23 protein-coding genes and 1 pseudogene are annotated in these 22,627 nt (G+C 72.1%); 13 read left to right on the top strand and 11 right to left on the bottom strand.

Annotated features, from left to right (window positions below; translation table 11 throughout):
• Positions 1-9: 9 nt before the first annotated feature.
• Both CGL27_RS28100 and CGL27_RS28095 read left to right on the top strand, forming a co-directional pair.
• Positions 10-1,191, top strand: coding sequence for a methyltransferase domain-containing protein (locus CGL27_RS28100; RefSeq protein WP_119990793.1), 1,182 nt, complete (start codon positions 10-12; stop codon positions 1,189-1,191).
• A gap of 154 nt (positions 1,192-1,345) precedes the next feature.
• Positions 1,346-2,755: an acyltransferase gene (locus tag CGL27_RS28095; RefSeq protein ID WP_119990792.1), complete on the top strand. Its 1,410-nt coding sequence runs from the start codon at positions 1,346-1,348 to the stop codon at positions 2,753-2,755.
• A gap of 42 nt (positions 2,756-2,797) precedes the next feature.
• Here the strand turns inward: CGL27_RS28095 and CGL27_RS28090 are convergent, their stop codons facing one another.
• On the bottom strand, positions 2,798-3,268 hold the full coding sequence (locus CGL27_RS28090; protein WP_119990790.1) for an ATP-binding protein: 471 nt from the start codon (positions 3,266-3,268) through the stop codon (positions 2,798-2,800).
• Between the two features lie 189 nt (positions 3,269-3,457).
• Here CGL27_RS28090 and CGL27_RS28085 point away from each other — a divergent pair, with 189 nt between their 5' ends.
• The 6 genes from CGL27_RS28085 to CGL27_RS28065 all read left to right on the top strand — a co-directional run bounded on the left by CGL27_RS28085 (position 3,458) and on the right by CGL27_RS28065 (position 7,795).
• On the top strand, positions 3,458-4,309 hold the full coding sequence (locus CGL27_RS28085) for a Scr1 family TA system antitoxin-like transcriptional regulator (RefSeq protein WP_078642957.1): 852 nt from the start codon (positions 3,458-3,460) through the stop codon (positions 4,307-4,309).
• A 10-nt stretch (positions 4,310-4,319) separates the two neighbouring features.
• Positions 4,320-4,532, top strand: coding sequence for a DUF397 domain-containing protein (locus CGL27_RS28080; protein WP_119990788.1), 213 nt, complete (start codon positions 4,320-4,322; stop codon positions 4,530-4,532).
• A gap of 81 nt (positions 4,533-4,613) precedes the next feature.
• Positions 4,614-5,450, top strand: a complete 837-nt coding sequence (locus CGL27_RS28075) for an arylamine N-acetyltransferase (RefSeq protein WP_119990786.1) — start codon at positions 4,614-4,616, stop codon at positions 5,448-5,450.
• Positions 5,451-5,637: 187 nt separating this feature from the next.
• Positions 5,638-6,717 (top strand): hypothetical protein, encoded by a 1,080-nt coding sequence (locus CGL27_RS52290; protein WP_240450653.1) that lies wholly within the window; start codon positions 5,638-5,640, stop codon positions 6,715-6,717.
• Between the two features lie 95 nt (positions 6,718-6,812).
• Positions 6,813-7,376 carry a hypothetical protein gene (locus tag CGL27_RS52285; protein ID WP_240450652.1) on the top strand — a complete coding sequence of 188 codons (564 nt, stop codon included), beginning with the start codon at positions 6,813-6,815 and terminating at the stop codon, positions 7,374-7,376.
• Between the two features lie 86 nt (positions 7,377-7,462).
• A complete protein-coding gene (locus CGL27_RS28065) occupies positions 7,463-7,795 on the top strand; it encodes a hypothetical protein (RefSeq protein WP_078642954.1) in 333 nt (110 codons plus the stop codon).
• Here the strand turns inward: CGL27_RS28065 and CGL27_RS28060 are convergent.
• Complete coding sequence (locus CGL27_RS28060) at positions 7,753-8,493, bottom strand: hypothetical protein (RefSeq protein WP_078642953.1); 741 nt, start codon at positions 8,491-8,493, stop codon at positions 7,753-7,755. The genes CGL27_RS28065 and CGL27_RS28060 overlap by 43 nt on opposite strands.
• Before the next feature lie 213 nt (positions 8,494-8,706).
• On the opposite strand from CGL27_RS28060, the gene CGL27_RS28055 reads away from it, so the two are divergent.
• A complete protein-coding gene (locus tag CGL27_RS28055) occupies positions 8,707-9,573 on the top strand; it encodes a polysaccharide deacetylase family protein (protein WP_119990785.1) in 867 nt (288 codons plus the stop codon).
• A gap of 94 nt (positions 9,574-9,667) precedes the next feature.
• Here the strand turns inward: CGL27_RS28055 and CGL27_RS28050 are convergent, their stop codons facing one another.
• Positions 9,668-10,603 (bottom strand): alpha/beta hydrolase, encoded by a 936-nt coding sequence (locus CGL27_RS28050; RefSeq protein ID WP_119990783.1) that lies wholly within the window; start codon positions 10,601-10,603, stop codon positions 9,668-9,670.
• A 104-nt stretch (positions 10,604-10,707) separates the two neighbouring features.
• Here CGL27_RS28050 and CGL27_RS28045 point away from each other — a divergent pair, with 104 nt between their 5' ends.
• On the top strand, positions 10,708-13,263 hold the full coding sequence (locus CGL27_RS28045) for a BTAD domain-containing putative transcriptional regulator (RefSeq protein WP_119990781.1): 2,556 nt from the start codon (positions 10,708-10,710) through the stop codon (positions 13,261-13,263).
• A 278-nt stretch (positions 13,264-13,541) separates the two neighbouring features.
• Here CGL27_RS28045 and CGL27_RS28040 read toward each other — a convergent pair whose 3' ends face one another.
• The 4 genes and pseudogenes from CGL27_RS28040 to tsaB all read right to left on the bottom strand — a co-directional run bounded on the left by CGL27_RS28040 (position 13,542) and on the right by tsaB (position 16,291).
• A complete protein-coding gene (locus CGL27_RS28040) occupies positions 13,542-13,805 on the bottom strand; it encodes a hypothetical protein (protein ID WP_119990779.1) in 264 nt (87 codons plus the stop codon).
• Positions 13,802-14,920, bottom strand: coding sequence for a tRNA (adenosine(37)-N6)-threonylcarbamoyltransferase complex transferase subunit TsaD (gene tsaD / locus CGL27_RS28035; RefSeq protein WP_119990777.1), 1,119 nt, complete (start codon positions 14,918-14,920; stop codon positions 13,802-13,804). The genes CGL27_RS28040 and tsaD overlap by 4 nt, the downstream gene beginning before the upstream one ends.
• Before the next feature lie 235 nt (positions 14,921-15,155).
• Positions 15,156-15,596, bottom strand: a pseudogene (rimI, locus tag CGL27_RS28030) (ribosomal protein S18-alanine N-acetyltransferase); the annotation flags it as partial.
• 26 nt (positions 15,597-15,622) lie between these two features.
• Complete coding sequence (gene tsaB, locus CGL27_RS28025) at positions 15,623-16,291, bottom strand: tRNA (adenosine(37)-N6)-threonylcarbamoyltransferase complex dimerization subunit type 1 TsaB (protein WP_119990775.1); 669 nt, start codon at positions 16,289-16,291, stop codon at positions 15,623-15,625.
• Positions 16,292-16,497: 206 nt separating this feature from the next.
• Here tsaB and CGL27_RS28020 point away from each other — a divergent pair, with 206 nt between their 5' ends.
• Positions 16,498-17,037: a hypothetical protein gene (locus CGL27_RS28020; RefSeq protein WP_162953082.1), complete on the top strand. Its 540-nt coding sequence runs from the start codon at positions 16,498-16,500 to the stop codon at positions 17,035-17,037.
• A gap of 57 nt (positions 17,038-17,094) precedes the next feature.
• On the opposite strand, the gene CGL27_RS28015 is transcribed toward CGL27_RS28020, so the two are convergent.
• The 4 genes from CGL27_RS28015 to alr form a co-directional block, all read right to left on the bottom strand.
• Positions 17,095-17,307 carry a hypothetical protein gene (locus tag CGL27_RS28015; RefSeq protein ID WP_119990771.1) on the bottom strand — a complete coding sequence of 71 codons (213 nt, stop codon included), beginning with the start codon at positions 17,305-17,307 and terminating at the stop codon, positions 17,095-17,097.
• A gap of 199 nt (positions 17,308-17,506) precedes the next feature.
• Positions 17,507-18,025, bottom strand: a complete 519-nt coding sequence (gene tsaE / locus CGL27_RS28010) for a tRNA (adenosine(37)-N6)-threonylcarbamoyltransferase complex ATPase subunit type 1 TsaE (protein ID WP_119990769.1) — start codon at positions 18,023-18,025, stop codon at positions 17,507-17,509.
• Positions 18,026-18,117: 92 nt separating this feature from the next.
• Positions 18,118-19,326, bottom strand: coding sequence for an alpha/beta hydrolase (locus CGL27_RS28005; protein WP_078647583.1), 1,209 nt, complete (start codon positions 19,324-19,326; stop codon positions 18,118-18,120).
• A 17-nt stretch (positions 19,327-19,343) separates the two neighbouring features.
• On the bottom strand, positions 19,344-20,498 hold the full coding sequence (gene alr, locus CGL27_RS28000) for an alanine racemase (RefSeq protein ID WP_119990767.1): 1,155 nt from the start codon (positions 20,496-20,498) through the stop codon (positions 19,344-19,346).
• 83 nt (positions 20,499-20,581) lie between these two features.
• Here alr and CGL27_RS27995 point away from each other — a divergent pair, with 83 nt between their 5' ends.
• Positions 20,582-22,096 (top strand): NAD(P)H-hydrate dehydratase, encoded by a 1,515-nt coding sequence (locus CGL27_RS27995; RefSeq protein WP_119990765.1) that lies wholly within the window; start codon positions 20,582-20,584, stop codon positions 22,094-22,096.
• Positions 22,097-22,177: 81 nt separating this feature from the next.
• On the top strand, positions 22,178-22,588 hold the full coding sequence (locus CGL27_RS27990; RefSeq protein ID WP_162953081.1) for a hypothetical protein: 411 nt from the start codon (positions 22,178-22,180) through the stop codon (positions 22,586-22,588).
• The last annotated feature ends 39 nt before the right edge of the window (positions 22,589-22,627 follow it).

Below are 22,627 nucleotides of genomic sequence, written 5' to 3'. Positions count from 1 at the left end.
GCGGGGAGAATGGGCCATGTGGACGTTGACGCCTTCGACTCACTGCTCGGCGACGAGGGGCAGGCGCTGCTCTCCGGGCTCCGCGACTACGACCCGGCGAAGGAGCTCGCCACCGCGACGCGGCTGCGCCGGGACCACCCCCCGGCGCTGGTCTCGGCGGCCCTGACCCAGGCCACGCTGCGGCAGCGGGCGGTGGCCAAATTCGGCCCCGAGGACGCGCACCGCATGTACTTCACGCCGAACGGCGTCGAGCAGTCCACCCGCACCTCCGTCGCCGCGTATCGCGCCGCCCGCTTCGCGGAGTTCGGCGTCCGCCGCATGGCCGATCTGTGTTGCGGCATCGGCGGCGACGCGATCGCGCTCGCCCGCACCGGGATCTCCGTACTCGCCGTCGATCGCGATCCGCTGACCTGTGCCGTCGCCCGCGCCAACACCCAGGCGCTCGGCCTGGCCGAACTCATCGAGATCCGCTGCGCCGATGTCACCGACATCGACACCCGGCCCTTCGACGCGGTCTTCGTCGACCCGGCCCGGCGCGGCGGCCGGGGCCGCGTCTTCGACCCCGAGGCGTACTCCCCGCCCCTCTCCTGGGCCATCGAGGCCGCCCGCACCACCCCGCGCGCCGCCCTCAAGATCGCCCCCGGCGTGCCGCACGAGGCGGTCCCCGAGGACGCGGAGGCCGAGTGGATCTCGGACCACGGCCAGGTGAAGGAGGCCGTCCTGTGGTTCGGCACCGCCCGCCCCGGGCTGCGCCGCGCCACCCTTCTGCCGAGTGCCCACTCCCTCGTCGGCACCCCGCACCTTCCCGCCCCCGAGCCCGGCCCGGTCGGCCGCTGGCTCTACGAGCCGGACGGGGCCGTCATCCGCGCCCATCTCGTCGCCGATGTCGCGGCCCGCGTCGGCGGTCGGCTGATCGACCCGACGATCGCCTACATCACGACGGACGAGCTGCGCCCGACGCCGTTCGCCACCGCGTACGAGATCACGGATGTGCTGCCGTTCAACCTGAAGAGACTCAAGGCGCTGCTGCGGGAGCGGGAGGTCGGCATCGCCACCATCAAGAAGCGCGGTTCGGCGGTCGAGCCGGAGCAGCTCCGCAAGAAGCTCCGGCTCGAGGGCGGAAACGCCTGCACCATCGTGCTGACGCGCTCGAAGGGCTCCCCCACGATGCTCCTGGGGCACCCCGCCTAACACGGCCACGACCGCCGAGAAAGATCGAAGCCGAACGGAAGTTGCGGAATTTCCCTAAACCCGGCTCCAGTCCATGAGGCCGCCCGCACCGGGGAGTTAGGGTCAACGCGTCGACGCGACAGCGTGTTCGGTCCCGACGAAAGAGCGTGTGAGTATGACGGCATCCGCCACCGAGAGCGGCGCCAAGCGAACGTTCACCGTGCGCGCCGGAGAAGCGAGCGGTGACCGCATACGGCTGAGCGTCTACGACATGCTCATCGGTCCGATCTATACACCGCGCGCCTTTTTCTACCGGGAGACGCTCGACGGCGAGGCGCTCCGCGCCTCCCTTGCCAGGACATTGCGCAACTTCCCGATCCTTTCCGGCCGCATGAAGAGGGATCCCGACGGCGGCCTCAGTGTGCTCTGCGACGACGGCGGTGTGCGCTTCGTCGAGGCATACGCATCCGAGCCCATGCCGGACTACGGGCCTCGTCATACGGCGAAAAAGGGGCTGGAGCGCCATCTCAGTCACGCCATGCCGTTCTGGGTGGTTGACCACGATACGCCGCTTTTCACGGTGAAGCTCACTCATATGAAGGGCGGGGGCTCCATCCTGGGCCTCACGATGAACCACGCCGTGGCCGACGGGTCCAGCTATATGAGCTTCCTGGAGAGCTGGGTGAACGAGCACCGGGGCCTCGGATACGCCAAACCCAGCCACGACCGCGGCGTCATCGACACGCTCGGCGCGTCGGCCACAGGTGACACCCGTACGGGCGGCGCCCATTTCACCGTCACCGGGCGAGCCCAGAAGGCCGCCTTCATCGGCCGCGCCCTGATGGGCAGCCTCGGCAACGTGACGACGGTGACCACCCGCTTCACGGCCGCCGAACTGGCCACGATGAAGGACGCCGCGATGGCCGACCTCGCGGGCACGAAGCAGTGGGTGTCGACCAATGACGCGCTGACCGCCCATCTGTGGAAAGTGCTCGGCGAATTGCGTGACCGTCCCGACGCGAGCGAGGAAAGGCTCGGTCTCATCGCCGACTTCCGTTCGTTCACCGGCGAAGCCATACCGGATGACTACTGGGGCAACGCCGTCACCAACACCCGGCCCGGAATGACCGCGGCCGAACTGCGCGCCCGCCCTCTCGGCGAGGTCGCCGCGGCGGTCCGCGCGAGCCATGCCATGAACACGGAGGAGAGGATCCGCGAGGAAACGGCGTTCCTCCGCGCCGAACGCGATGCGGGGCGCTTCAAGCGCGTCATGAACACCATGGCCCTGGACGCGTTCGACAGCACCATCGCGATCAACAACTGGTCGAAACTCCCCTTCTACCGCATCGATTTCGGCCAGGGCGCCCCCTTCTGGTACGACTTCACCTCGATCCCCATTCCCTCGACCGTGCACATAGCGCCGACCCCTGCCGACCAGAACGGCGCCCGCGATGTACACATGGCACTGCCCCGCACCCAGGTCCGGGCCCTTCAGGAGCCGTCCTGGGCGAGCCGGTTCCACCGTTACGCGGAGTCCGGCGAGACATTTCCGCTGACTTTCATGGACGCCAAAGCCAAGCGGTAAGGAAAGCGGCACGGAAAGTCGCGCGACCGTAAAGCGCCGAGGCTAACCCTCGCCGTCCTCCTCCTTGCCCGCGAGTTCGAACCAGACCCCCTTCGCGTACGTGCCGACCGTGTCCCCCTGCGCCGTCCCCCACGCGTCGGCAAGGGCCGCCACCAGTCCGAGGCCGCAGCCATGGAGACGATCGCCCTCGGGGAGGCGTGCGGCGGTGGGGAGTTCGGCGGAGGCGTCGTAGACCAGGACGCGGAAGCGGGGCGGCTCGATCACCACGCGCAGCATGAGGGAGTCGCCCTCGGCGTGCAGAAACGCGTTGGTGGCCAGCTCCGAGGTGCACAGCGTCGCCGTGTCGACCAGTTCCTCCTGCCCCACGGAGTTCAGGACGCAGGCCACGAAGTCCCGGCAGACCTTGGGGGAGGTCGCGTGGCGACTGCTCTGGAGGGTGTAGACGTACGGGTCGCTGGAGGGAACGGGCGGGCGGCGTGGGGGACGGTCGTCGGACTCGTGATCGGAATCCATGGGGCAACTCCCTGTGAGGGGGCCGACAGCGCGCGTACCGTTACGGCGATCAACGCGCAGTAGCGGCAACGGCACCTACGGTAGAGGTCGTCACCTAACTAGTGCCACCAGATCGCCGAAATTAGTGAGTAGATAGACCCATTCGTGGCCACGCGCCACACTGGGTGACGACCCACGAGAAAGGCAGGCATGGCTTCGAGGACCACCATCACGGCACGTCAACGCCGACTTGGCACGGAGCTTCGGAGGATGCGCGAGCACGCGGGTCTCACCATCCAGGAAGCGGCCGACCGGCTGGGCACCAACCGCTCGCATGTCACCAACATGGAGCTGGCACGGTTCGGCGTCAGCGAAGAGCGCGTACGCACACTCGCCGCCAACTACGCCTGCCCGGACAAGGCATACGTCGACGCGCTGGTAGCGATGGCGACCGAGCGCAAGCGTGGCTGGTGGGAGGAGTACCGGGGGACACTCGGCGCCGCCGGTCTCGATCTGGCGGAATTGGAGTACTTCGCCACGAGCCTGCGCGTGGTCGAGCTGATGCACATCCCTGGACTCCTCCAGACCGAGGACTATGCCCGGTCGGTACTGAGCACGGCCGTACCCGGCTGGTCTGCCACAGAGCTCCGCCGAAGACTCTCCCACCGTATGAAGCGCCGGGACATCCTGGACCGGGACGAGCCTCCACCCTGCACATTCATCATCCACGAGACCGCGCTCCGCGTACGGTTCGGCGATCGGCGCGTGCTGTGCGCGCAGCTCGACAGACTGCTGGAGTCCTCGGACCGCCCGAACGTCTCCGTTCGGGTTGTCCCGATCGCGGCCGGAGGATTCCATGTCGCCGGTATCTCCGTCACCTACGCCACAGGTCCGGTGCCGCAGTTGGATACCGTTCAACTCGACGTCGCGCAGGACGCGGCGTTCCTCGACGGGGAGTCCCAGCTTCTGAACTACCGGGCGGTCATGGACCGGACCGAAGAGCTGGCGTTGTCAGAGAAGGAGTCACGTGACTTCATCCGCGAGACCGTTCAACACATGTGAGGGCGAAAGAATGTCCGAGGCCAACTGGCGCAAGTCGTCATACTCCGGCGCGGGGGACGGAAACTCCTGCATAGAACTCGCCCTCATAGGCACGACCGTCGCCCTCCGCGAGAGCGACGACCCCCGCACCGTCCTCGCCACGACCCCCGTGAAGCTGGGAGCCCTGCTCAGGTCCATCAAGGCGGGCGAGCTCGATCACCTCGCGGCGGCATCGAAGGCGTAAAGGACCTACGTCCAGGGGACCAGGTGCGGCCCCACCATGAGCGGAGGCCGGTGCCGGGGCCGCGGCGTTACGGTCGGCAGTATGGAACCGGCCCGCACCGACCTCGATCTTGACGCCTATCTGGCCCGTATCGGCTGGACGGGCGACCGGCGCCCCGCGCCCACCGCGGAGACGCTGCGGGCGGTGCATCGGGCACACCTCACGTCCATCCCGTTCGAGAACCTCGAGCCCCTCCTCGGCTCGGCCCCCTCTCTCGCCTTCCCCGACCTCGAGGCCAAGCTGGTCCGCAGCCGGCGCGGCGGTTACTGCTACGAGCACAACACGCTGCTGACCGCCGCCCTCACCGCGCTCGGCTTCGGCGTCACCGGCCTCTCCGGCCGGGTCCGGGTCGGAGCGGCCCCCGGGGCCGTCCGTCCGCGCACCCACATGCTGCTGCTGGTCGAGATCCCGGGCGAGGAACGGCGTTATGTGGCCGATGTGGGCTTCGGCAGCATCGGCAGCCTCCTGGAGGCCGTGCCGCTCGTGGCCGGCACCGAGTTCCACGACGGCCCCCGCCGCCATCGCTACGTCCGCGAGCCGCACCCCGGGGGGCTGGAGGACCTGTGGGTGTTCCAGGCGTTCCTCGACGGCTCCTGGCAGGACCAGTACGCCTTCACCCGGGAGCCCTGCCACGCGTCCGACTACGTGGTGATCAACTGGTACGTCGCCACCAGCCCGCGTTCGCCCTTCCAGCACAGCCTCTACGTCCAGCGCACCACCCTGGACCGCCATCTCTCCCTGTCCGGGCGGACCCTGGTCGAGACCGGCTCCGACGGCACCCGTAAGGAGCGCCAACTCGCCGACGGCGACGAGGTGCTGGGCGTTCTCGCCGCCGACTTTTGCATCGAATTGCCCCCGGACACGGTCCTGCCGGGCTGACCCCTCCGCCCACCGCGCCCACGACTCCCCCACCACGCCGGGCCGTCCAGTCCCTTCGACCGAGGAGAAACAGCAGGTTGCCGACTGTTGATTCGGTTGTTGGCCGTGGTTGGCCAGGGTGTCGCTCGATGGGGTGAACGGGACCGCTTGTGGGGGTGTTGGGGGCGTGGGGAATGCATGATCGGTGGTGGCGAGTTCGTTCGAGACGGCCGAGGGGGGGTGGCTGGTGGCGCGCAAGCGGGGGAGGGGGCGCGAGCTGCGTGTGATAGCTGCCCCGTTCACGGTGGCCGCTCCGTGCGGGGCGCGGATCCGGGACCGGCTGAAGGATCTGACGGCGGCGGATGTGAAGGTCCTGACGCTGGTCGGCGAGCATCTGGGCCACCACCAGCGGGCCGATCTCGCCTCACGCGTCCGGACGGGGAACGTTCCGGCGCGGCAGACCGGGCGGGCAGGGCGGAAGAAGCGGCTGACGGCGGTGTCCTCGTCACGGTGGGCGGGTGCGATGACCCGGGTGTCGGAAGACCAGTACCGGCTGTCGATGCGCTGCCTGATCGATGAACGGGCCGGTCTGCGCTGCCGCATCCGGAAGATCGAGCAGCGGCTGGCGGTGGCGTGCGGGCACAGGCAGGGCCGAGTGCGCGGGTATGCCGACCGGGCTGAGCGCTGGCAGAAACAGCGGCACCTGAGCAAGCTCCAAGCCCGGCTGGCGGTGGTGGAGCAGCAGATCGACCAGGGGCGACCGTCGGTCACGGTGGGCGGGCGCCGGCTGGCCAGGACCCGTCACCGCCTCGCGGAGACCGGCCTGGCCGAGACCGGCTGGCGGGAGAGGTGGGATGCGGCGCGGCTGTTTCTGACCGCCGACGGCGAGTCCGGGGCCCCGCACGGCAACTACACCATCACCGTCGACCCCGCAGATGGCTCGCTCACTCTGGTGCTGCCAGAACCCTTGCGATATCTGGCCAACGCCCCGCGCGGCCGCTACCGGCTCTCCTGCACGGTCACCTTCCACCACCGCCGCCCGGAGTGGCTGGACCGGGTCAGCGCCCACCGGGCCGTGCGCTACGACATCGTCCATGACCCCGCCCGCGACCGCTGGTACCTGGACGCCTCCTGGTCCACCAGCACCACCCCACCCCCCCCAGCCCGGAAGAGATCTGGGCGTCCGGCGCGAGGCTGCTCGCCGTCGACCTCAACGCCGACCACCTCGCCACCATCGTCCTCGACCCACACGGCAACCCCATCGGCGAACCCCACACGATCCCGCTAAAGTCAACCGGCCCCACCACCACACAGGACGGACGCCTGCGAGCGGCCGTCACCCGCCTCATCGCCCTCGCCCACGAGCACGACTGCGCCGCCATCGTGATCGAGAACCTGGGCTTCTCCGACGCCCGCACCACCGGCCGGGAGACCATGGGACGCGGCCGCCGGGGCAAGGCCTTCCGCCGCACCGTGGCCCAGATCCCCACCGCACGCTTCCGCGAACGACTGCGCTCCATGGCCTGTCACCAGGGCCTGGCCGTCATCGCCGTCGACCCCGCATACACCTCGATCTGGGGCGAGAGGTACTGGAAGAACCCACTCCAGCAGCAGACCAAGACCACCGTCACCCGGCACCACAGTGCCGCTGTGGCGATCGGACGGCGTGGCCTGGGACACAGGATCCGGCGTCGGCCAGGCGTGACCGCACCCGACCAGAGGATCGGGCGGCGGAGAGCTACCGGCCAGACCGCATCCCTGCCCAGGCCACGCGGGACCACGAGCCCACCCAGGACAGCGGGCACGCCCCACCAGGGCGGCAAGACCCGACCGCGCCGAAGTGACCAACTCGTGCCGCTCCCCGACCTCGAAGACCGTTCGCGAGGTCACCAGGCCCCAAACAGCCTGGTCTGTGATGAGTTGGCGGACACCGGCCAACTTCCATAGGAGCGGTGGCTCTCCACACCGGCCCCGGTCATGGCACGATCATCCCGCGAATGGGCCGATGGGAGGATGGCAGAGACGGATGGAACATGAGTAAAGACAAACTGTCCGTATCGGACCAGGATCTGTCGGATCTCATCAAAGACCTTGAGGGAATGCTCAGTTACCTTGAGGAACAGATCGAGCGTCTCGGCCACCTGAAGCAGTCGGTCGACCCGGACGACCACAAGGGGCCCGCCGCCGCCGCGTACAAGAAGCTGGAGCGCGACGCCTATATGGACGCCGTGCGGATCAGGCAGCTACTGACCCGCATCGAGGAGGCGGCCAAGCAGCGCGGGGAGAGCCCGAACGAGCGGTACGAGGAGCTGCGGCACCGCTTTCAGTCACTGCAGAAGCCGTCGTCGCAGAAGCCGTCGCCGTAGGGGGAGCCGGGACCGCGCGTGTCCGGACCACACGTGCCCGGATCGCGGGTGTCCGGACCGTGGGCAGCCCGGCCGTGGGTATCCGGAACGCCGGTGCCGGGGCGGAGTTCGCGGCTGACCAGGCGGTAGTAGTCGATCGCCTTGGCCATGCCGAGCGCCCCGGCGACCGCGAAGACGATGCCGATACCGGCGACGGTGCCAAAGCTCTCCGTACCGATGTCCGCGAAGACGGCGAACCCGCCCAGCGCCAGCCCGAGGCAGGTCAGCACGATGGACGGACCCAGCCAGAGGAGCGCGCCGCCGGAGACGCGCCAGTGCGGCAGCGTCTGGGGATCACGCTCCAGCTCCGCCCAGTCGCGGAGGCACGCGCCCACGAAGACGTCGCGCCGGATGCCGGATGCCACCCCGAGGCTGGAGGGGACCGTGGCGCCCAGGGCCAGACCCAGGAAGATCACGCCCAGCACGTGCTCGATGATCTCGCCCTTCACCAGGAACTGGAACCCCGAGACCGCGAGGCTCCACCCCAGCGCGAAGACGAGCGTGGACAGCCACAGCAGCAGCGCCCGATGCGGCGCCAGGTACCACCGCGCCAGCGCCCCCATCGCCCGCGCCCGCTCGTCGAGCAACCCGGCGCGGTCCTTCCACGGCCGCTCGTCCGGGCCGGGCGGCGGTGGCGGAAGCTCGATGGGCGGCGTCATGACGTCCTTCCTCACGGCACTCATGGCACTGCTGGCACGCACGTCACTCGTGGCACTCACAGCACAGCGGGATACGCCGACGCAGTCTCTCAGCTCACGCGGTCACTCCTCATGCGAAGCCCCGCTTGACCTTCTCACTGATGTGAGGGTTTCACGATGCCCATCAAGCGAACCGAACCGAACCGCCGCACCGCACCTATGAGGTGAGCTCTGATGGACAACCAGCTCTTCGACTACAGCCCCATCGTCGAGCGCGAACCGATCCACTGGCCGGACGGCGCCCGCGTGGCCTTCTACGTCGGGCTGAACGTCGAGCACTACCAGGTCGACCGCCCCTCGACCAGTATCTTCGCCGACACCAGGGCGCTGGCGCCCGACCCGCTCAACTACGGGTGGCGGGACTACGGGCCCCGGGTGGGAATCTGGCGGCTGATCGAGAGCCTGGACCGGCACCAGGTGCGGGCGAGCGTGATGCTCAACTCCGACGTCGCCGAGCGCTACCCCCAGATCATCCGGGCCGGCCGCGAGCGGAACTGGGTGTGGGCGGCGCACGGCAAGAACAACTCGATCCTCCAGGCGGACATGTCCCCCGAGGAGGAACGCGCCTACCTCACCGAGGTGATCGACACCATCGAGAAGGCCACCGGCAGCAGGCCGCGCGGCTGGCTGGGACCGGCGCTGACCGAGACCTTCCGGACCCCGGAACTCCTGGCCGAGCTGGGGCTGAGGTACGTGCTCGACTGGGCCAACGACGACCAGCCGTACCGGCTGAACGTGCCGGGCATGCTGAGCGTGCCGTATTCGATCGAGGTCAACGACGTCCAGATGTTCGTGGGCAAGAGCCTCAGCGGGGCGGATTTCGTCCGGATCGTCAAGGACCAGTTGGACCAGCTCTACGCCGACGCGGCCACCAGCGGCCGGGTGATGTCCCTGGTGCTGCACCCGTTCGTGATCAACCAGCCGTTCCGGCACAAGTACGTGGACCAGGCGCTGGAGTACGTCGTGAACCACCCCGGGGTGTGGGTGACGACCAGCGACGAGATCGCCGAGCACTACGCCGGGACGGCGGTGACGGCGTGACGGCGGTGACGGCGTGACGGCGGTGACGGCGTGACGGCGGTGACGGCGTGACGGCGGTGACGGCGAGGCTTTGGCGGACGCCGAGACTCTGGCTCTAGCGGGCGAGCAGCTCCCGCAGGTGCTTGGCGATGTCGGCGGGTGCCTCCTCGGCCATGAAGTGGCCGTAGCCCACGGTGTGGTGCTCCAGGTCGTCGGCCCAGGCACGCCACACCGCCGCCGCGTCATAGCCGAGGGCGGCGCCCCAGTCCTGCTGGAGCACGGTGACCGGCATCGTCAGCCGGCGCCCGGCGTCCCGGTCGGCCCGGTCGTGGTCGACGTCGACACCGGCGGAGGCGCGGTAGTCGGCCACGATCGAGGGCACCGCGGCGCGGCAGGCGTCCAGATAAGCGGTGCGGACCTCGGCGGGGATGGCTCCCGGGTCGCCCGCCCACAGGTCCAGGAAGTGGCCGAAGAAGTCGTCGGGGCAGGCGGCGATCATCCGCTCGGGCAGCCCCGGGGGCTGGGCCATCAGATAGAGGTGGAAGCCGACCGCGGCGGTGGTGCCGCGCATCACGTCCCACATGTCGAGGGTCGGCAGCACGTCCAGGCAGGCGAGATGGCTGATCGCGGCGGGGTGGTCGAGGCCCGCCCGGAAGGCGACCAGGGCGCCGCGGTCATGCCCGGCCAGGGCGAACCGGTCATGGCCGAGGGCGCGGGCCAGGGCGACGATGTCGGCGGCCATGGTGCGCTTGGCGTAGGCGGCGCCGTCGGCATTGGTGTCGGCGTCGACATCGGCATCGGCATCGGCATCGGCAGTGGCGTCGGTGTCGGCGGCCGGTTTGTCGCTGGCGCCGTAGCCGCGCAGGTCGGGGCAGATCACGGTGTGGTCGGCGGCGAGGTCGGCGGCGACATGCCGCCACATCAGGTGGGTCTGCGGGAAGCCGTGCAGCAGCACGAGGGGACTGCCCGAGCCCGCGACGGCCGCGTACAGGGACACGCCGTCGGCGACGGGGACGCGCCGGTAGTCGAAGCCGGGGATGAGAAGGCCCATGTTTCCGCCCTTGCTGTGGATGGTCCGGGTGACCAGGTGTGACCAGGTGCCTGTCAGCCTGCCGGGTGCGGATGAGCATCCGATCAGCGCGCTACGGTGACCGCATGCGGGTCGGGTTCGGGGTGCTGGGGCCGGTGGTGGCCTGGGACGCCGACGAGCGCGCCATCGCGTTGAAGGGGCCACGGCACCGCGCGGTGCTGGCCCGGCTGATCGTCGCCCGCCGTCGCGTCGTACCCGTATCCCGGCTGGTCGACGACCTGTGGACGGAGCCGCCCCCGGGGGCGGTCGGCGCGGTGCGTACGTTCGTGGCCGCGCTGCGCCGCGCGCTGGAGCCGCAGCGCCCGCCCCGCACCCCGGCCCGGCTGCTGGTCACCGAGGGGCCCGGATACGCGCTGCGCGCCGATGCGGACGCGGTGGACGCCTGGCGCTTCGAACAGGACGTGTCCGCCGCCGCGGCCCTGCCGCCGGACGGCGCACTGCCCCGGCTGGAGCAGGCACTGGGCCGGTGGCGCGGCCCCGCGTACGCGGAGTTCGCCGACGAGGACTGGGCCCGGGGCGAACGCGCCCGGCTGGCGGAGCTGCGGCTGCACGCCGTCGAACGGCAGGCGGAGGCCCGGCTGGCGCTGGGCCGAGCCGCCGAGGCGGTCCCGGACCTGGAGGCGCATCTGGCCGAACACCCCTGGCGTGAGGGCGCCTGGCGGGCGCTGGCCCTCGCGCTGTACCGCACCGGCCGCCAGGGCGACGCGCTGGCGGTCCTGCGCCGGGCCCGGACGCTGCTGGTCGAGCAACTGGGCGTGGACCCGGGCCCGGAACTGCGCCGCCTGGAGACGGACATCCTCGACCAGGCGCCCCACCTCGACCCCGCCACGGCCCGGGGCGGAGCGGCCGCCCAGGTATGGGCGGAAGCGGCCGCCGCCTACGACCGCACGGTGGCCTCCGGCGCACGGGCCCGTCTGGAGTCCACGGTCGGCCTGCTCCGCGACCTCTCGATGGCGGGGGGCGACGGCCTGCGGACGGCCCGGCAGCAACGCGTGGCCGCCGTCGCGGCGGCGGAGGAACTGGGCGACCCGGAACTGACCGCCCGGGTCATCGGCGCCTACGACGTCCCGGCAATCTGGACCCGCCTGGACGACCCGGAACAGGCGGCGTCGATCGTAGCCGCAGCTGAACACACCTTGGCCGCGCTCGCGGCCGGTCCCGGGGTGCCAGACGAAGGGGCCCCTGGCGTCGAGCCCCCTGGCCACGGAGCGCCCGGTCGTGGGGCGCGTGGCCATGGGGGGCCTGGCCATGGGGCAATCGGCCCAGGGGCGCCCGGCCCCAAGGCAACCGGCCAGGAGTCCTCAGACCACGAGGCGCCCGCTCACGGGGCCTCCGGCCATGGGGCGCCCAGCCATGAGACAACTGTGCACGGGACGCCCGATCACGAGACAACCGGCCCCGGCGCGCCCGACCACGAAGCACCGGGGCGCGCGGTGACCGGGCATGAGGGCCGCGGTCACGAGGCGCCAGGCAACGAGGTCCCCAGCCATGGGACAACCGCTCACGAGACCCCCACCCACAAGGCAACGGATCACAAGGGCCCTGCTCACGAGGACCCCGGCCACGGGGCAACCGGCCGCGACACGCTTGGCCACGGCGTGCCGGAGCGCGCGGTGACCGGGCATGAGTTGCCCAGCCGCTGGGCCTTCGGCCACGAGACCGTCGGGCCCGGGAGCACCGCCCCTGGGGGGAACCTCGGCGCGCCCGGCCACAGCACGCTCGGGCACGGCCCTACGGGCAACGCAGTCCCGCGTCATGAGGCGGTGCGGGCGCGGCTGTTGGCCACGATTGCCGTCGAGTCGCGTGGCGGTCGTTCCGAACGTGGCCGCCAAGCAGCCCGGCAGGCCGAGGAGATCGCCCGGCGGCTGGATGATCCCGCGCTGCTGGCGTTCGCCCTCAACGGCGTCTTCATGCAGACCTTCGACCACGCGGGGCTGGCCCCGCGCCGGGACGCGACCGGAGCCGAGCTGATCGCCCTGTCGGCCCGGCACGGCCTGGTCACCTTCGAGGTGCTCGGCCATCTCATCCGGCTCCAGGCCCGCAGCGCGCTCGCGGACTTCGCGTCGGCCGACCGGCACGCGGCCGCCGCCGACCGTCTGGGCCAGCGCCATGAGCGGCCGCTGGTAAGCGTGTTCACTGAGTGGTACCGGGCACTACGGCTGGCCGCGACGGGGCAGGCGGCCGAGGCCGAGGCGGCCTACCGGGACGCGGCCACACGGCTGGACGGCGCCGGGATGCCCGGTCTGGAACACGGTCTGCTGCCGCTCGCGCTGCTCTGCCTGCGCGTGGAACAAGGGCGGCCCGCCCCGACCGACGCGGACCTCGACTGGGGGCCGTACGCGCCCTGGGCCCGCCCGCTGGTACTGCTGGCCCGGGACCACCGCGCCGAGGCCGCGGCGGCGCTGCGCGCGGTCCCGGAGCCGCCCCGCGATCTGCTGCTGGAGGCCCTGTGGTGTCTCACCGGCCGGGCGGCCATCGCCGTCGGCGACCGCGAGACGATGGCGCGCGCCCGCACCGCCCTTGCCCCGGCGGCGGCCGAGCTGGCCGGGGCGGGCAGCGGACTGCTCACCCTGGGCCCGGTCTCCCGGCACCTCGCCGATCTCGCCCATGCCCTCCGGTGAGGGCGTGGGGTACGCCGGGGGCACGGGGTACGACCGGGGACGGCACCGTCAGGGGCCGTACAGCCGGGGCGCGCGGTACGGCCGAGGGCCGCACAGCCAGGGATCAGGACACGGCCAGGCCCGCCGCACAGCCAAAGCGCAAGACACAAGCCGAGGCCGCCGTACAGCCAGAGCACGCGGTACGGCCGAAGGCGCGCCACACAACCGAGGCGCGCCGCACAGCCGAGGCGGGCCGTAATGGCCAAGGCGCACCGTATGGCCAAGGCGCGCCGTGTGGCTCAGCTCTCGTCCGTGAGCGCCTCGAAGCGCCAGCGGTGCACCGCGCGTCGGGCCAAGTCCTCCCCCGGTTCGGGGAGTTCCGGCAGGCCCGGGGTGTCGTAGGCGCCGTCCCACCAGGTGATGACGAGGACGCGGTCCTCGGGCGCGCGGAAGGTCTCACGGCGCAGCGGGGCCGGGTCGAGGGGCTGGCGGGCGGCCCACGCCAGCATCTCCTCGCCCTTCCCCGCCACGGCTCGGGCTTCCCACATCAGCGCGACGGTCATGCGTACAGGTTCTTCCGGCTCAGCTCGTGCACATGGTCGTGGGAGTGTGAGTGGGCGTGGGCGTGCGCGTTCGGGTCCGGGACATGCGGATCGGTCACCGGAAGCGAGGAGTCCGCCGACAGGTCCCAGGCCGAGGCGGACCGTCCCCGCGCCACCATCTCCGCGCCCAGCGCCGCGACCATCGCCCCGTTGTCCGTGCACAGCTTCGGCCGCGGCACCCGCAGGGTGAGGCCCGCGTCCTCGCAGCGGCGTTCGGCCATGGCCCGCAGCCGGGAGTTGGCGGCGACGCCACCGCCGATCATCAGATGCTCCACGCCCTCGTCCTTGCAGGCGCGGACGGCCTTACGGGTCAGCACGTCCACGACCGCCTCCTGGAAGGAGGCCGAGACATCGGCGACCGGGACCTCCTCGCCCGCCGCCCGCTTCGCCTCGATCCAGCGGGCGACCGCGGTCTTCAGCCCCGAGAAGGAGAAGTCGTACGCGGCATCCCGCGGACCGGTCAGCCCGCGCGGGAAGGCGATCGCGTCCGGATCGCCCTCGCGGGCGATGCGGTCGATGACGGGGCCGCCGGGGAAGCCCAGGTTCAGCACCCGGGCGATCTTGTCGAACGCCTCGCCCGCCGCGTCGTCGATGGTCGAGCCGAGCGGGCGGACGTCGGAGGTGATGTCGGGCGCGAGGAGCAGCGAGGAGTGGCCGCCGCTCACCAGCAGCGCCATCGTCGGCTCGGGCAGCGGCCCGTGCTCCAACTGGTCGACGCAGATGTGGGAGGCGAGGTGGTTGACGCCGTACAGCGGCTTGCCGAGGGCGTAGGCGTACGCCTTGGCGGCCGAGACGCCGACCAGCAGCGCGCCCGCGAGCCCGGGGCCCGCGGTGACGGCGATGCCGTCGAGGTCGGAGGCGGCGACCCCGGCCTCCTTCAGCGCACGCTGGATCGTGGGGACCATCGCCTCCAGATGGGCGCGGCTGGCGACCTCGGGGACGACACCGCCGAAGCGGGCGTGCTCGTCCACGCTGGAGGCGACGGCGTCGGCGAGGAGGGTGTGGCCGCGGACGATGCCGACGCCGGTCTCGTCGCAGGAGGTCTCGATGCCGAGGACGAGGGGTTCGTCAGCCATGGGTCTCGGTTCCTTGTACTGAGGTCGCGGGGTTCGCGGTGTTCGCGGAATTCGCTGTGTTCGCTGTGGACGCGCTGGTCTCGGTGGACGCGCTGGTCTCGGTGGACGCGCCGGCGTCAACGGGCGCGCTGGTCTCGGTGGGCACACCGGCCTCGGGGGACACACCACTCTCGGGGGACACACCAGCGTCGCCGTCCGCGGCAGTCGCGATGCCCCCCGTCGTCACACCCGGCGCCGCCGGGTCGGACAGCCGCATGACCAGGGCGTCCACATTGCCGGGCTGGTAGTAGCCCCTGCGTATGCCGATGGGCTCGAAGCCGAAGCGCTCGTACAGCCGCTGCGCGCGGGCGTTGTCGACCCGCACCTCCAGCAGCACCTCACGGCATTCGAAGGCGGTGGCGGCCGTAAGGAGGTCGGTGAGGAGGCGGGCGCCGAGGCCGGTGCCCCAGTGGTCGCGGGCGGAGGCGATGGTCTGGACGTCGCCGGTGCGGTCGAAGACGGCGAGCCCGGCGTATCCGACCAGCCGGGGCCCGCTCTCCGCCACCACGTAGTGCCGGGTCGCGTCCCGGCCCCTGGCGTGGGCGAGCTCGGACCAGAACATCCCCCGCGACCAGGCGTCCTCGGGGAACAGCTCCTCTTCGAGCTCCATCACCCGGTCCAGGTCCCACCAGCGCATCTCGCGCAGCGTCACGGTCGCGCCGCTCACTTCGGGGTGACCACCTTGTAGTTGGCGGGCACCTTGGCGTCGGGCCGGCGCAGATACAGGGGCCGGGGCGGCGGCAGCTCCTCGCCGCGCGCCAGCTTCTCGGCGGCGAGCGAGGCGAGCGCCCCGGCCGACTGATACTCCGGCATCCCGGGCGGTACGTCGGCGAAGGACGCCGGGTAGAGCAGCGCGCCCGCGCCGACCACGGGCAGCCCGGCGACCCGCTCGGCGAGATCGGCGGGGTGGTCGACGGCGGGCTCGGTGACGCGGGTCCGGGCGTCGTCGTAGCGCGCCCAGTAGACCTCCTTGCGCCGCGCGTCCGTGGCCACGACGAAGGGGCCGTCCAGACCGGCCAGCCCGGCGGCGTACGCGATCCCGTCCAGGGTGCACAGCCCGTGGACGGGGATGCCGAGGGCCGACCCGAAGGTGGCCGCGGTCACCAGGCCCACGCGCAGTCCGGTGTACGGGCCGGGGCCCGCCCCGACGACGATCTCCGTCACCGCGGCCAGCTCGGTGCCCGCCTCTTTCAGCGTCCGGTGCACGGCGGGCAACAGCAGCTCGCCGTGGCGCCGGGCGTCCACGTCCGAGGACTCGGCGATCACTGCGGAGCCGTCGTGCAGGGCGACGGTCACGGCGGGGGTGGCGGTATCAAGAGCGAGCAACAGCACGAGAACAGCCTACGGCGCGCCGGAAGGTCGTTCTTTCGTACCGACCTTTCGTACCGACGGTGGAACAGCTCGGTCACCGGTCGGCCGGAGCGCGGCGGGGCGGCGGGCGCCGGTGCTACCGTCGCCGTAAGTGTGTACGGGCCGTCAGCACGTACTGACCGCAGGAGAGGGTTGCCGCCGTGCCAAGGAGCAGTACCGGGCCTGCTGTGGCCGTACTCACCGCCGCCGCGCTGGGCGTCGTCGGGTTCCTCGGCTACCAGGCCGCCGCGACCGCGCCCGACCATCCCACTCAGGCCCGGCCCGGGTCGCACGCCGCCGAATCCAAGAAGAAGGACAAGGACGGGGCGGGGGCGAAGCAGAAGTCCACCGCCCTTCCGGCCGGCTCCGGCACCGGCGTACGGGTCGTCTACGCACTGGGCGACAAGCGGGTCTGGCTGGTCGGTGCCGACGGTAAGGCCACCCACACCTTCCAGGTGGGCCCGAGCCCGGCCAGCCCCGACCCGGGGACCTATTCCGTGACCTCGCGCAACAAGGGCGGGGTCGGATCGGACGGAGTGCAGGTCGAGCACGTCGTCGTCTTCCACTCGGAAGGGGGGGTCGTGTTCGGTTTCAGTGCGGCGGTGGACGGTTCGATGCCGGACCCGAACGCGCGCAAGCGGACCGGGGCCGTCCGGGAGAGCCGGGCGGACAGTGCGGCGATGTGGGACTTCGCCCAGGTGGACACGAAGGTCGTCGTCATCCCGTAGCCCGGTAGTCCGGTGGTCCCGTAGTCCGTAGCGGAGATGACGCAGCCGCGACGGGCGCTATGCCGCGTCGCGCTCCTCGTCGTCCGCCTCGGGCTCGGACTCGAACTCGGCTGACGCGGGCGTCCGGGCGGACGCGGGCCTCTCCTCCTCGGCCGGCCGCGGGGGCGTCGAGACCGCGCTCGCCGCCGCACACGCCGCCAGGAGCTCCGACATCGACGGTGACCGGTCGTCGCGCGCGCCGGTCCCGGCCACAGGGTCGTGGGCCGACATGGATGCCTCCTGAGGGTGCTGGGGCAGTCGAGCGGAGTTAGGCAGACCTAACCCACGCTTTCTCCCCCCATGTGACCACGGGCGATGCCCGGAATGCAACAGCATGCCGACGGCTTGTCGGAAACTACCCGGCATCTGCACGCGAGCTCTACCCGGCGGTTCTGCCGGGCCGGGCCGCCCCGCGGCGCTACCCGCCGCGCTACCCGGCGAGCGACGCCAGGTCCTCCCCCGCCCAGCGGGGGCCGACGCCCGTCACCACCACATCCCGTACGTCGTCCACATCGGCGGCCATCGCGTCCGTGACCGCCATGTCGCTGCCCACCGTCCGCTGGATCACCACATGCAGCCGGTCGTCCGCCAGCCCCTCGACCTTCCCCTCGCCCCACTCCACGGCCACCACCGAATCCGGCAGGGAGACGTCGAGGTCCAGGTCCTCCATCTCGTCGAGGCCGCCGTTCAGCCGGTACGCGTCGACATGGACCAGCGGCGGGCCGTCGCCCAGCGAGGGGTGCACCCGGGCGATCACGAAGGTGGGGGAGGTGACGGCGCCACGGACGCCCAGGCCCTCGCCCAGCCCCCGCGTCAGGGTCGTCTTGCCCGCGCCGAGTTCACCGGTGAGCAGGACCAGATCGCCGGGGCGAAGCAGCTTGGCGAGTCTGCGGCCCAGGTCCCGCATCTGGTCGGGAGAAGTGACGGTGATGCGCGTGCCTACGTCCATACTCGCCGATGGTACGGGCACGAAAAGCCCGGCGCGGACCGGTACGAACGCCCTGGCCGGGCGGTCGGACAGGCCAAGCGGGCCCCCGCTCCTCAGCCCGACACGCCCCACTTCGCCCGGTCGCCCGCCCCGTCCACGGCCCGTGAGAGCAGCTCGGTCAGGTGGCCGTTGACCACCTCGGGATGCTCGAGGATCACCAGATGCCCGGCCTCTTCGAGGATCACCAGCTCAGCCCCGGGAAGCAGCTCCGCGATCGCCTCGCTGTGTTCCATCGGGGTGATCAGGTCCTTGTCGCCCGCGAGCACCAGCACCGGCCGCCCGTCGAAGTGCGGCAGCGCGGCCGCCTTGTCGTGGGCGATGAACGCCGGGTAGAACTCCGCCACCACATCGATCGGCGTCGCCTCGATCAGCCGCTCGGCGAACCGCGCGACCCCCGGGTCCACGTCCTTCGAGCCGAACGAATAGCGCTTGATCAGCCCCGCGAAGAGATCGGCGGTCGCCCGCCGCCCCCGCTCGACCAGGTCGGCCTGCCAGCCCAGCGCCTTGAGCAGCCCCGGCAGCACCCGCCGCACCGCGTTCACCCCGACCACCGGGAGGCCGAAGCTGACCTCGCCCAGCCGGCCCGCCGAGGTGCCGATGAAGGCCGCGCCGATCACGCGCTCGCGCACCAGGTCGGGGTACTGCGCGGCGAGCGCCATCATCGTCATCCCGCCCATGGAGTGGCCGACCAGCACCAGCGGGCCCTCGGGCGCGGCCGCGTCTATGACCGCTTTCAGATCGCGGCCGAGCTGGTCGATGCTGATCGCCTCACCGTCCGCCTGGGCGCAGCCGCGCGCCGAGCGGCCGTGGCAGCGCTGGTCCCAGTAGACGGTGCGGACCACCTCGCGCAGCGCGGAGCGCTGGAAGTGCCAGGAGTCCTGGCCGAGGCAGTAGCCATGGCTGAAGACCATGGTGACGGGGGTGGGGGTGCGGCGCCCGAACCGCCGCTTGCGCCGCGGCGAGGGCGCGGCGGCGTTCTCCCGCACCTCTTCGACCTCGTAGTAGAGCTCGGTGCCGTCGTCGGCGATCGCCCTGCCCGGGGTGCCGCGCAGGGTGCCGTACGGGCCCTCGGCGTCCAGTGCGAGCCGGGCCTTGCGTCGTACGCCGCGGCCGACCGTCAGCCGCTCGAGCGCGACGCCCGCGGCCGCCCCCGCCGCGAGCACGCCGATCGTGGCTCCCGCGAATCCGGCGCCCCGGCGCCAGCTCACGGCTGTGGCCCCCGCCGCGACTCTCGTCGCCATCTCTGCCGTACTGCCGGCCATGCTCTCGTCGCCCATGGTCAGTTCCCTGTGCCCCCGTCCTCACCTACATAAACGCGGGGGATCCGGGCCGAGATTCGCGTCACGATCTCATAGGCGATCGAGCCCACGGCACGTGCCCAGTCCTCGGCGGTCGGCTCGCCCCGGTCACCCGGACCGAACAGCACCGCCTCGTCCCCCGGGGCGGCGGTGTCCCCGCCCAAGTCCACCACGAACTGGTCCATGGCGACCGTACCCGCGATGGTCCGCCACTTTCCCGCGACCAGCACCGGGCCGGTGCCCGAGGCATGGCGCGGAATGCCGTCCCCGTATCCGACGGGCACCAGCGCGAGGGTCGTCTCGCCGGGGGTCACATAGCGGTGCCCGTAGGAGACGCCGTGCCCGCCCGGCACCCGCTTGACGGAGGCGAGCGCGGCGGAGAGCGTCATCACCGGCCGCAGGCCGAAGTCGGCGGCCGTGCCGAGTTCGGGGCTCGGGGAGATGCCGTAGGTGGCGATGCCGGTCCGGACGAGGTCGAAGTGGGACTCGGGCACGGTCAGGGTCGCCGGGGAGTTGGCCAGATGGCGCACCTCCGGCCGCAGCCCCGCCTGTTCGGCGTGCGCCACCATTTCGCGGAAGACCGACAGCTGGGCACCGATGGACGGATGGCCCGGCTCGTCCGCGCAGGCGAAGTGGGACCACAGCCCCGTCACCCGAATGGCCCCTTCGGCCTCGGCCGCGCGGGCCTCGTCGACCAGGGCGGGCCAGTCGGCGGGCTGGCAGCCGCTACGGCCGAGCCCGGTGTCCGCCTTGAGGTGGAGCCGCGCCGTACGGCCGCACGCGCGGGCCGCCGCGACGACCTCGCGCAGCGCCCACAGCCCGCTGGCCGAAACGTCGATATCCGCCTCGATCGCCTGCCGCCAAGGCCCGCCGGGCGTCCACAGCCAGCACATCAGCCGGCCCGTGTCCCCCGCCGCCCGCAGCCCGAGCGCCTCCTCGGGCGTGGCCGTGCCCAGCCAGCTCGCGCCCGCCTTACGGGCGGCGCGCGCACACGGGATCATGCCGTGGCCATAGGCGTCCGACTTGACCACGGTCATCAGCTCGGCCGTGGGCGCCGCGTCGCGCAGCGCCCTTACGTTGGCCCGTAGGGCGGCCAGATCGACCACGGCACGGGCGCGCATAGGTGTCTCGTCCATCTCCGTCAGTCTCTCAGGCCGATCAGCCGACCGGAGTGTGTGCTTCCACGCACGGAGTGCCCTCTGTTCGGGAGACTAAGAGCATGAGGATTGCCTACAGCGTGGAAACCGTAAGGGCCGCCGAGCGCGAACTGATGGCGCGGCTGCCCGAAGGAGCGCTTATGCAGCGCGCGGCGGCGGGGCTCGCGGCCGCGTGCGCCGATCTGCTGGGCCGGGTGTACGGCTCCCGGGTGGCCCTGCTCGTCGGCAGCGGCGACAACGGCGGTGACGCGCTCTACGCGGGCGCCCGGCTGGCCCGCCGCGGCGCCGGGGTCACGGCGGTGCTGCTCAACCCCGAACGGGCGCACGGGGGCGGCCTTGCCGCCTTGCGGGCGGCGGGCGGGCGGGTGGTGACCGCCGGTGGCGGGGCGGCGGGCGGCAGCGCGGCGACAGGCGGTGGCCCGGCAGCGGGCGGCAGCGCGGCGGCGGACGGCCGCGCCGAAGCGGCCGTCGCGCGCGCCGATCTCGTCATCGACGGAATCGTCGGCATCGGCGGCAAGGGCGGGCTGCGGCCCGACGCGGAGCGGCTGGTCCGGGCGGTGCGCGGTATCGCCGTCGCCGTGGACCTGCCCAGCGGGGTCGACGCCGACACCGGCGAGGTGCGCGGCTCCGCCGTGCGCGCGAACGCCACGATCACCTTCGGCGCGTACAAGCCGGGGCTGCTCATCGACCCCGCCCACACTCACGCGGGCGCCCTGCGGCTGATCGACATCGGCCTGGACGCCCATCTCCCGGCCGACCCCGACGTGGAGGCGCTGCAGCACGAGGACGTGGCGGCGCTGCTGCCCCGGCCCACGCCCGAGAGCGACAAGTACCGGCGCGGCGTGGTGGGCGTCGTCGCGGGCTCCGCCCGCTACCCGGGCGCGGCCGTCCTGGCCGTCTCGGGCGCGCTGCGGGGCGGCGCGGGGGCGGTGCGCTACGTCGGCCCCGCTGCCGACGACGTCATCTCGCGCTTCCCCGAGACCCTCGTCCACACCGGGCCCCCGGCCAAGGCGGGCCGCGTCCAGTCGTGGGTCGTCGGCCCCGGCCTCGGCGACGGCGCGGCGGCCAAGCACTCCCTGGACGACGTCCTCGCCTCCGACGTCCCGGTCCTGGTCGACGCCGATGGGCTCCACCTGCTGCCCACCGGGAGCGACCTGCGCAAACGCGAGGCGGCGACCGTCCTCACCCCGCATGCGGGCGAGGCCGCGGCGCTGCTCGGCGTGAGCCGCGAGGAGGTCGAGTCGGGCCGCCTCGCCGCCGTGCGGGCCCTGTCCGAACGCTACGGCGCGACCGTGCTCCTGAAGGGGTCCACCACGCTGATCGCCGCCGAGCACCAGCCGGTACGCGTCAACCCCACCGGCACCGGCTGGCTGGCCACGGCGGGCAGCGGCGATGTGCTCTCCGGACTGATCGGCTCCCTGCTCGCCACGGGCCTCCCCGCCCGCGATGCCGCCTCCGTCGGCGCCTACCTCCACGGCCTCGCCGCCCGCCGCGCCACGACCCCGCATGGCGCGCCCATCGCGGCGTACGACGTCTCGACGGCGCTGACGGACACGTGGCGGGACGTGCTGGCCTGACGGCGTAGGCGATCACTCATGAGAGGGAGGGGCCTCGACCTAACAAGCACCTTATGCAGTTGATCGGTTACTTTGAGCGATGTGACTGTCGGAGTGCCGCACCGTGGCGGCCGGACCGGGTGGTGGGCCCTGGCCGGGCTGGTCACGGCGCTGGCCACGTTGGTCCATCTCCTTGTCTGTGCGCACGGGCCCCAGCGGATGGGCGGCGTGGATTCGCTGAGTGCTGTCCGCTCGGCGGTGACGGCGCCCGTCGCGACCGGCGACCATCCCTGGACGGCGGACGGCGATGCCGCCTCGCGCTGTCACGACGGGGACGAGCCCGGCTGGGTCCAGCAGGACTGCCCCCTGGTGTTTCCCGCCGCGGTGGCCGCCTCCGGCGCCGCGTTCGCCTCGGATGACCTGCCGCCGCCCGGTTGGCAGGCGGGAGCGGGCGGAGGCAAGAGGGCGCCGCCCGCCGAGCGCCGGGCGGTACTGGGGGTCTGGCGGATCTAGAAGCGGCCGCGCCGCCGCGCGCGGAGCGGGACGCACATC

The sequence above is a fragment of the Streptomyces sp. 11-1-2 genome (genome assembly GCF_003595545.1).
In the GTDB taxonomy this organism is placed as follows: Bacteria; Actinomycetota; Actinomycetes; order Streptomycetales; family Streptomycetaceae; genus Streptomyces; species Streptomyces hygroscopicus_B.
This window is presented reverse-complemented; position numbering and strand designations above follow the sequence as displayed.

What these genes read in the sequence shown, in the direction of transcription:
- tsaE (WP_119990769.1), bottom strand. Translation starts at nt 18,025, where the DNA reads ATGGACGTAGGCACGCGCATCACCGTCACTTCTCCCGACCAGATGCGG.
- CGL27_RS28045 (WP_119990781.1), top strand. Translation starts at nt 10,708, where the DNA reads ATGCGGGTCGGGTTCGGGGTGCTGGGGCCGGTGGTGGCCTGGGACGCC.
- CGL27_RS28005 (WP_078647583.1), bottom strand. Translation starts at nt 19,326, where the DNA reads ATGGCCGGCAGTACGGCAGAGATGGCGACGAGAGTCGCGGCGGGGGCC.
- CGL27_RS28090 (WP_119990790.1), bottom strand. Translation starts at nt 3,268, where the DNA reads ATGGATTCCGATCACGAGTCCGACGACCGTCCCCCACGCCGCCCGCCC.
- CGL27_RS27995 (WP_119990765.1), top strand. Translation starts at nt 20,582, where the DNA reads ATGAGGATTGCCTACAGCGTGGAAACCGTAAGGGCCGCCGAGCGCGAA.
- CGL27_RS28100 (WP_119990793.1), top strand. Translation starts at nt 10, where the DNA reads ATGGGCCATGTGGACGTTGACGCCTTCGACTCACTGCTCGGCGACGAG.
- alr (WP_119990767.1), bottom strand. Translation starts at nt 20,498, where the DNA reads ATGGACGAGACACCTATGCGCGCCCGTGCCGTGGTCGATCTGGCCGCC.
- CGL27_RS28065 (WP_078642954.1), top strand. Translation starts at nt 7,463, where the DNA reads ATGAGTAAAGACAAACTGTCCGTATCGGACCAGGATCTGTCGGATCTC.
- tsaD (WP_119990777.1), bottom strand. Translation starts at nt 14,920, where the DNA reads ATGGCTGACGAACCCCTCGTCCTCGGCATCGAGACCTCCTGCGACGAG.
- CGL27_RS28080 (WP_119990788.1), top strand. Translation starts at nt 4,320, where the DNA reads ATGTCCGAGGCCAACTGGCGCAAGTCGTCATACTCCGGCGCGGGGGAC.
- CGL27_RS28075 (WP_119990786.1), top strand. Translation starts at nt 4,614, where the DNA reads ATGGAACCGGCCCGCACCGACCTCGATCTTGACGCCTATCTGGCCCGT.
- CGL27_RS28040 (WP_119990779.1), bottom strand. Translation starts at nt 13,805, where the DNA reads ATGACCGTCGCGCTGATGTGGGAAGCCCGAGCCGTGGCGGGGAAGGGC.
- CGL27_RS28050 (WP_119990783.1), bottom strand. Translation starts at nt 10,603, where the DNA reads ATGGGCCTTCTCATCCCCGGCTTCGACTACCGGCGCGTCCCCGTCGCC.
- CGL27_RS28085 (WP_078642957.1), top strand. Translation starts at nt 3,458, where the DNA reads ATGGCTTCGAGGACCACCATCACGGCACGTCAACGCCGACTTGGCACG.
- CGL27_RS28015 (WP_119990771.1), bottom strand. Translation starts at nt 17,307, where the DNA reads ATGTCGGCCCACGACCCTGTGGCCGGGACCGGCGCGCGCGACGACCGG.
- CGL27_RS28055 (WP_119990785.1), top strand. Translation starts at nt 8,707, where the DNA reads ATGGACAACCAGCTCTTCGACTACAGCCCCATCGTCGAGCGCGAACCG.
- CGL27_RS28095 (WP_119990792.1), top strand. Translation starts at nt 1,346, where the DNA reads ATGACGGCATCCGCCACCGAGAGCGGCGCCAAGCGAACGTTCACCGTG.
- CGL27_RS28060 (WP_078642953.1), bottom strand. Translation starts at nt 8,493, where the DNA reads ATGACGCCGCCCATCGAGCTTCCGCCACCGCCGCCCGGCCCGGACGAG.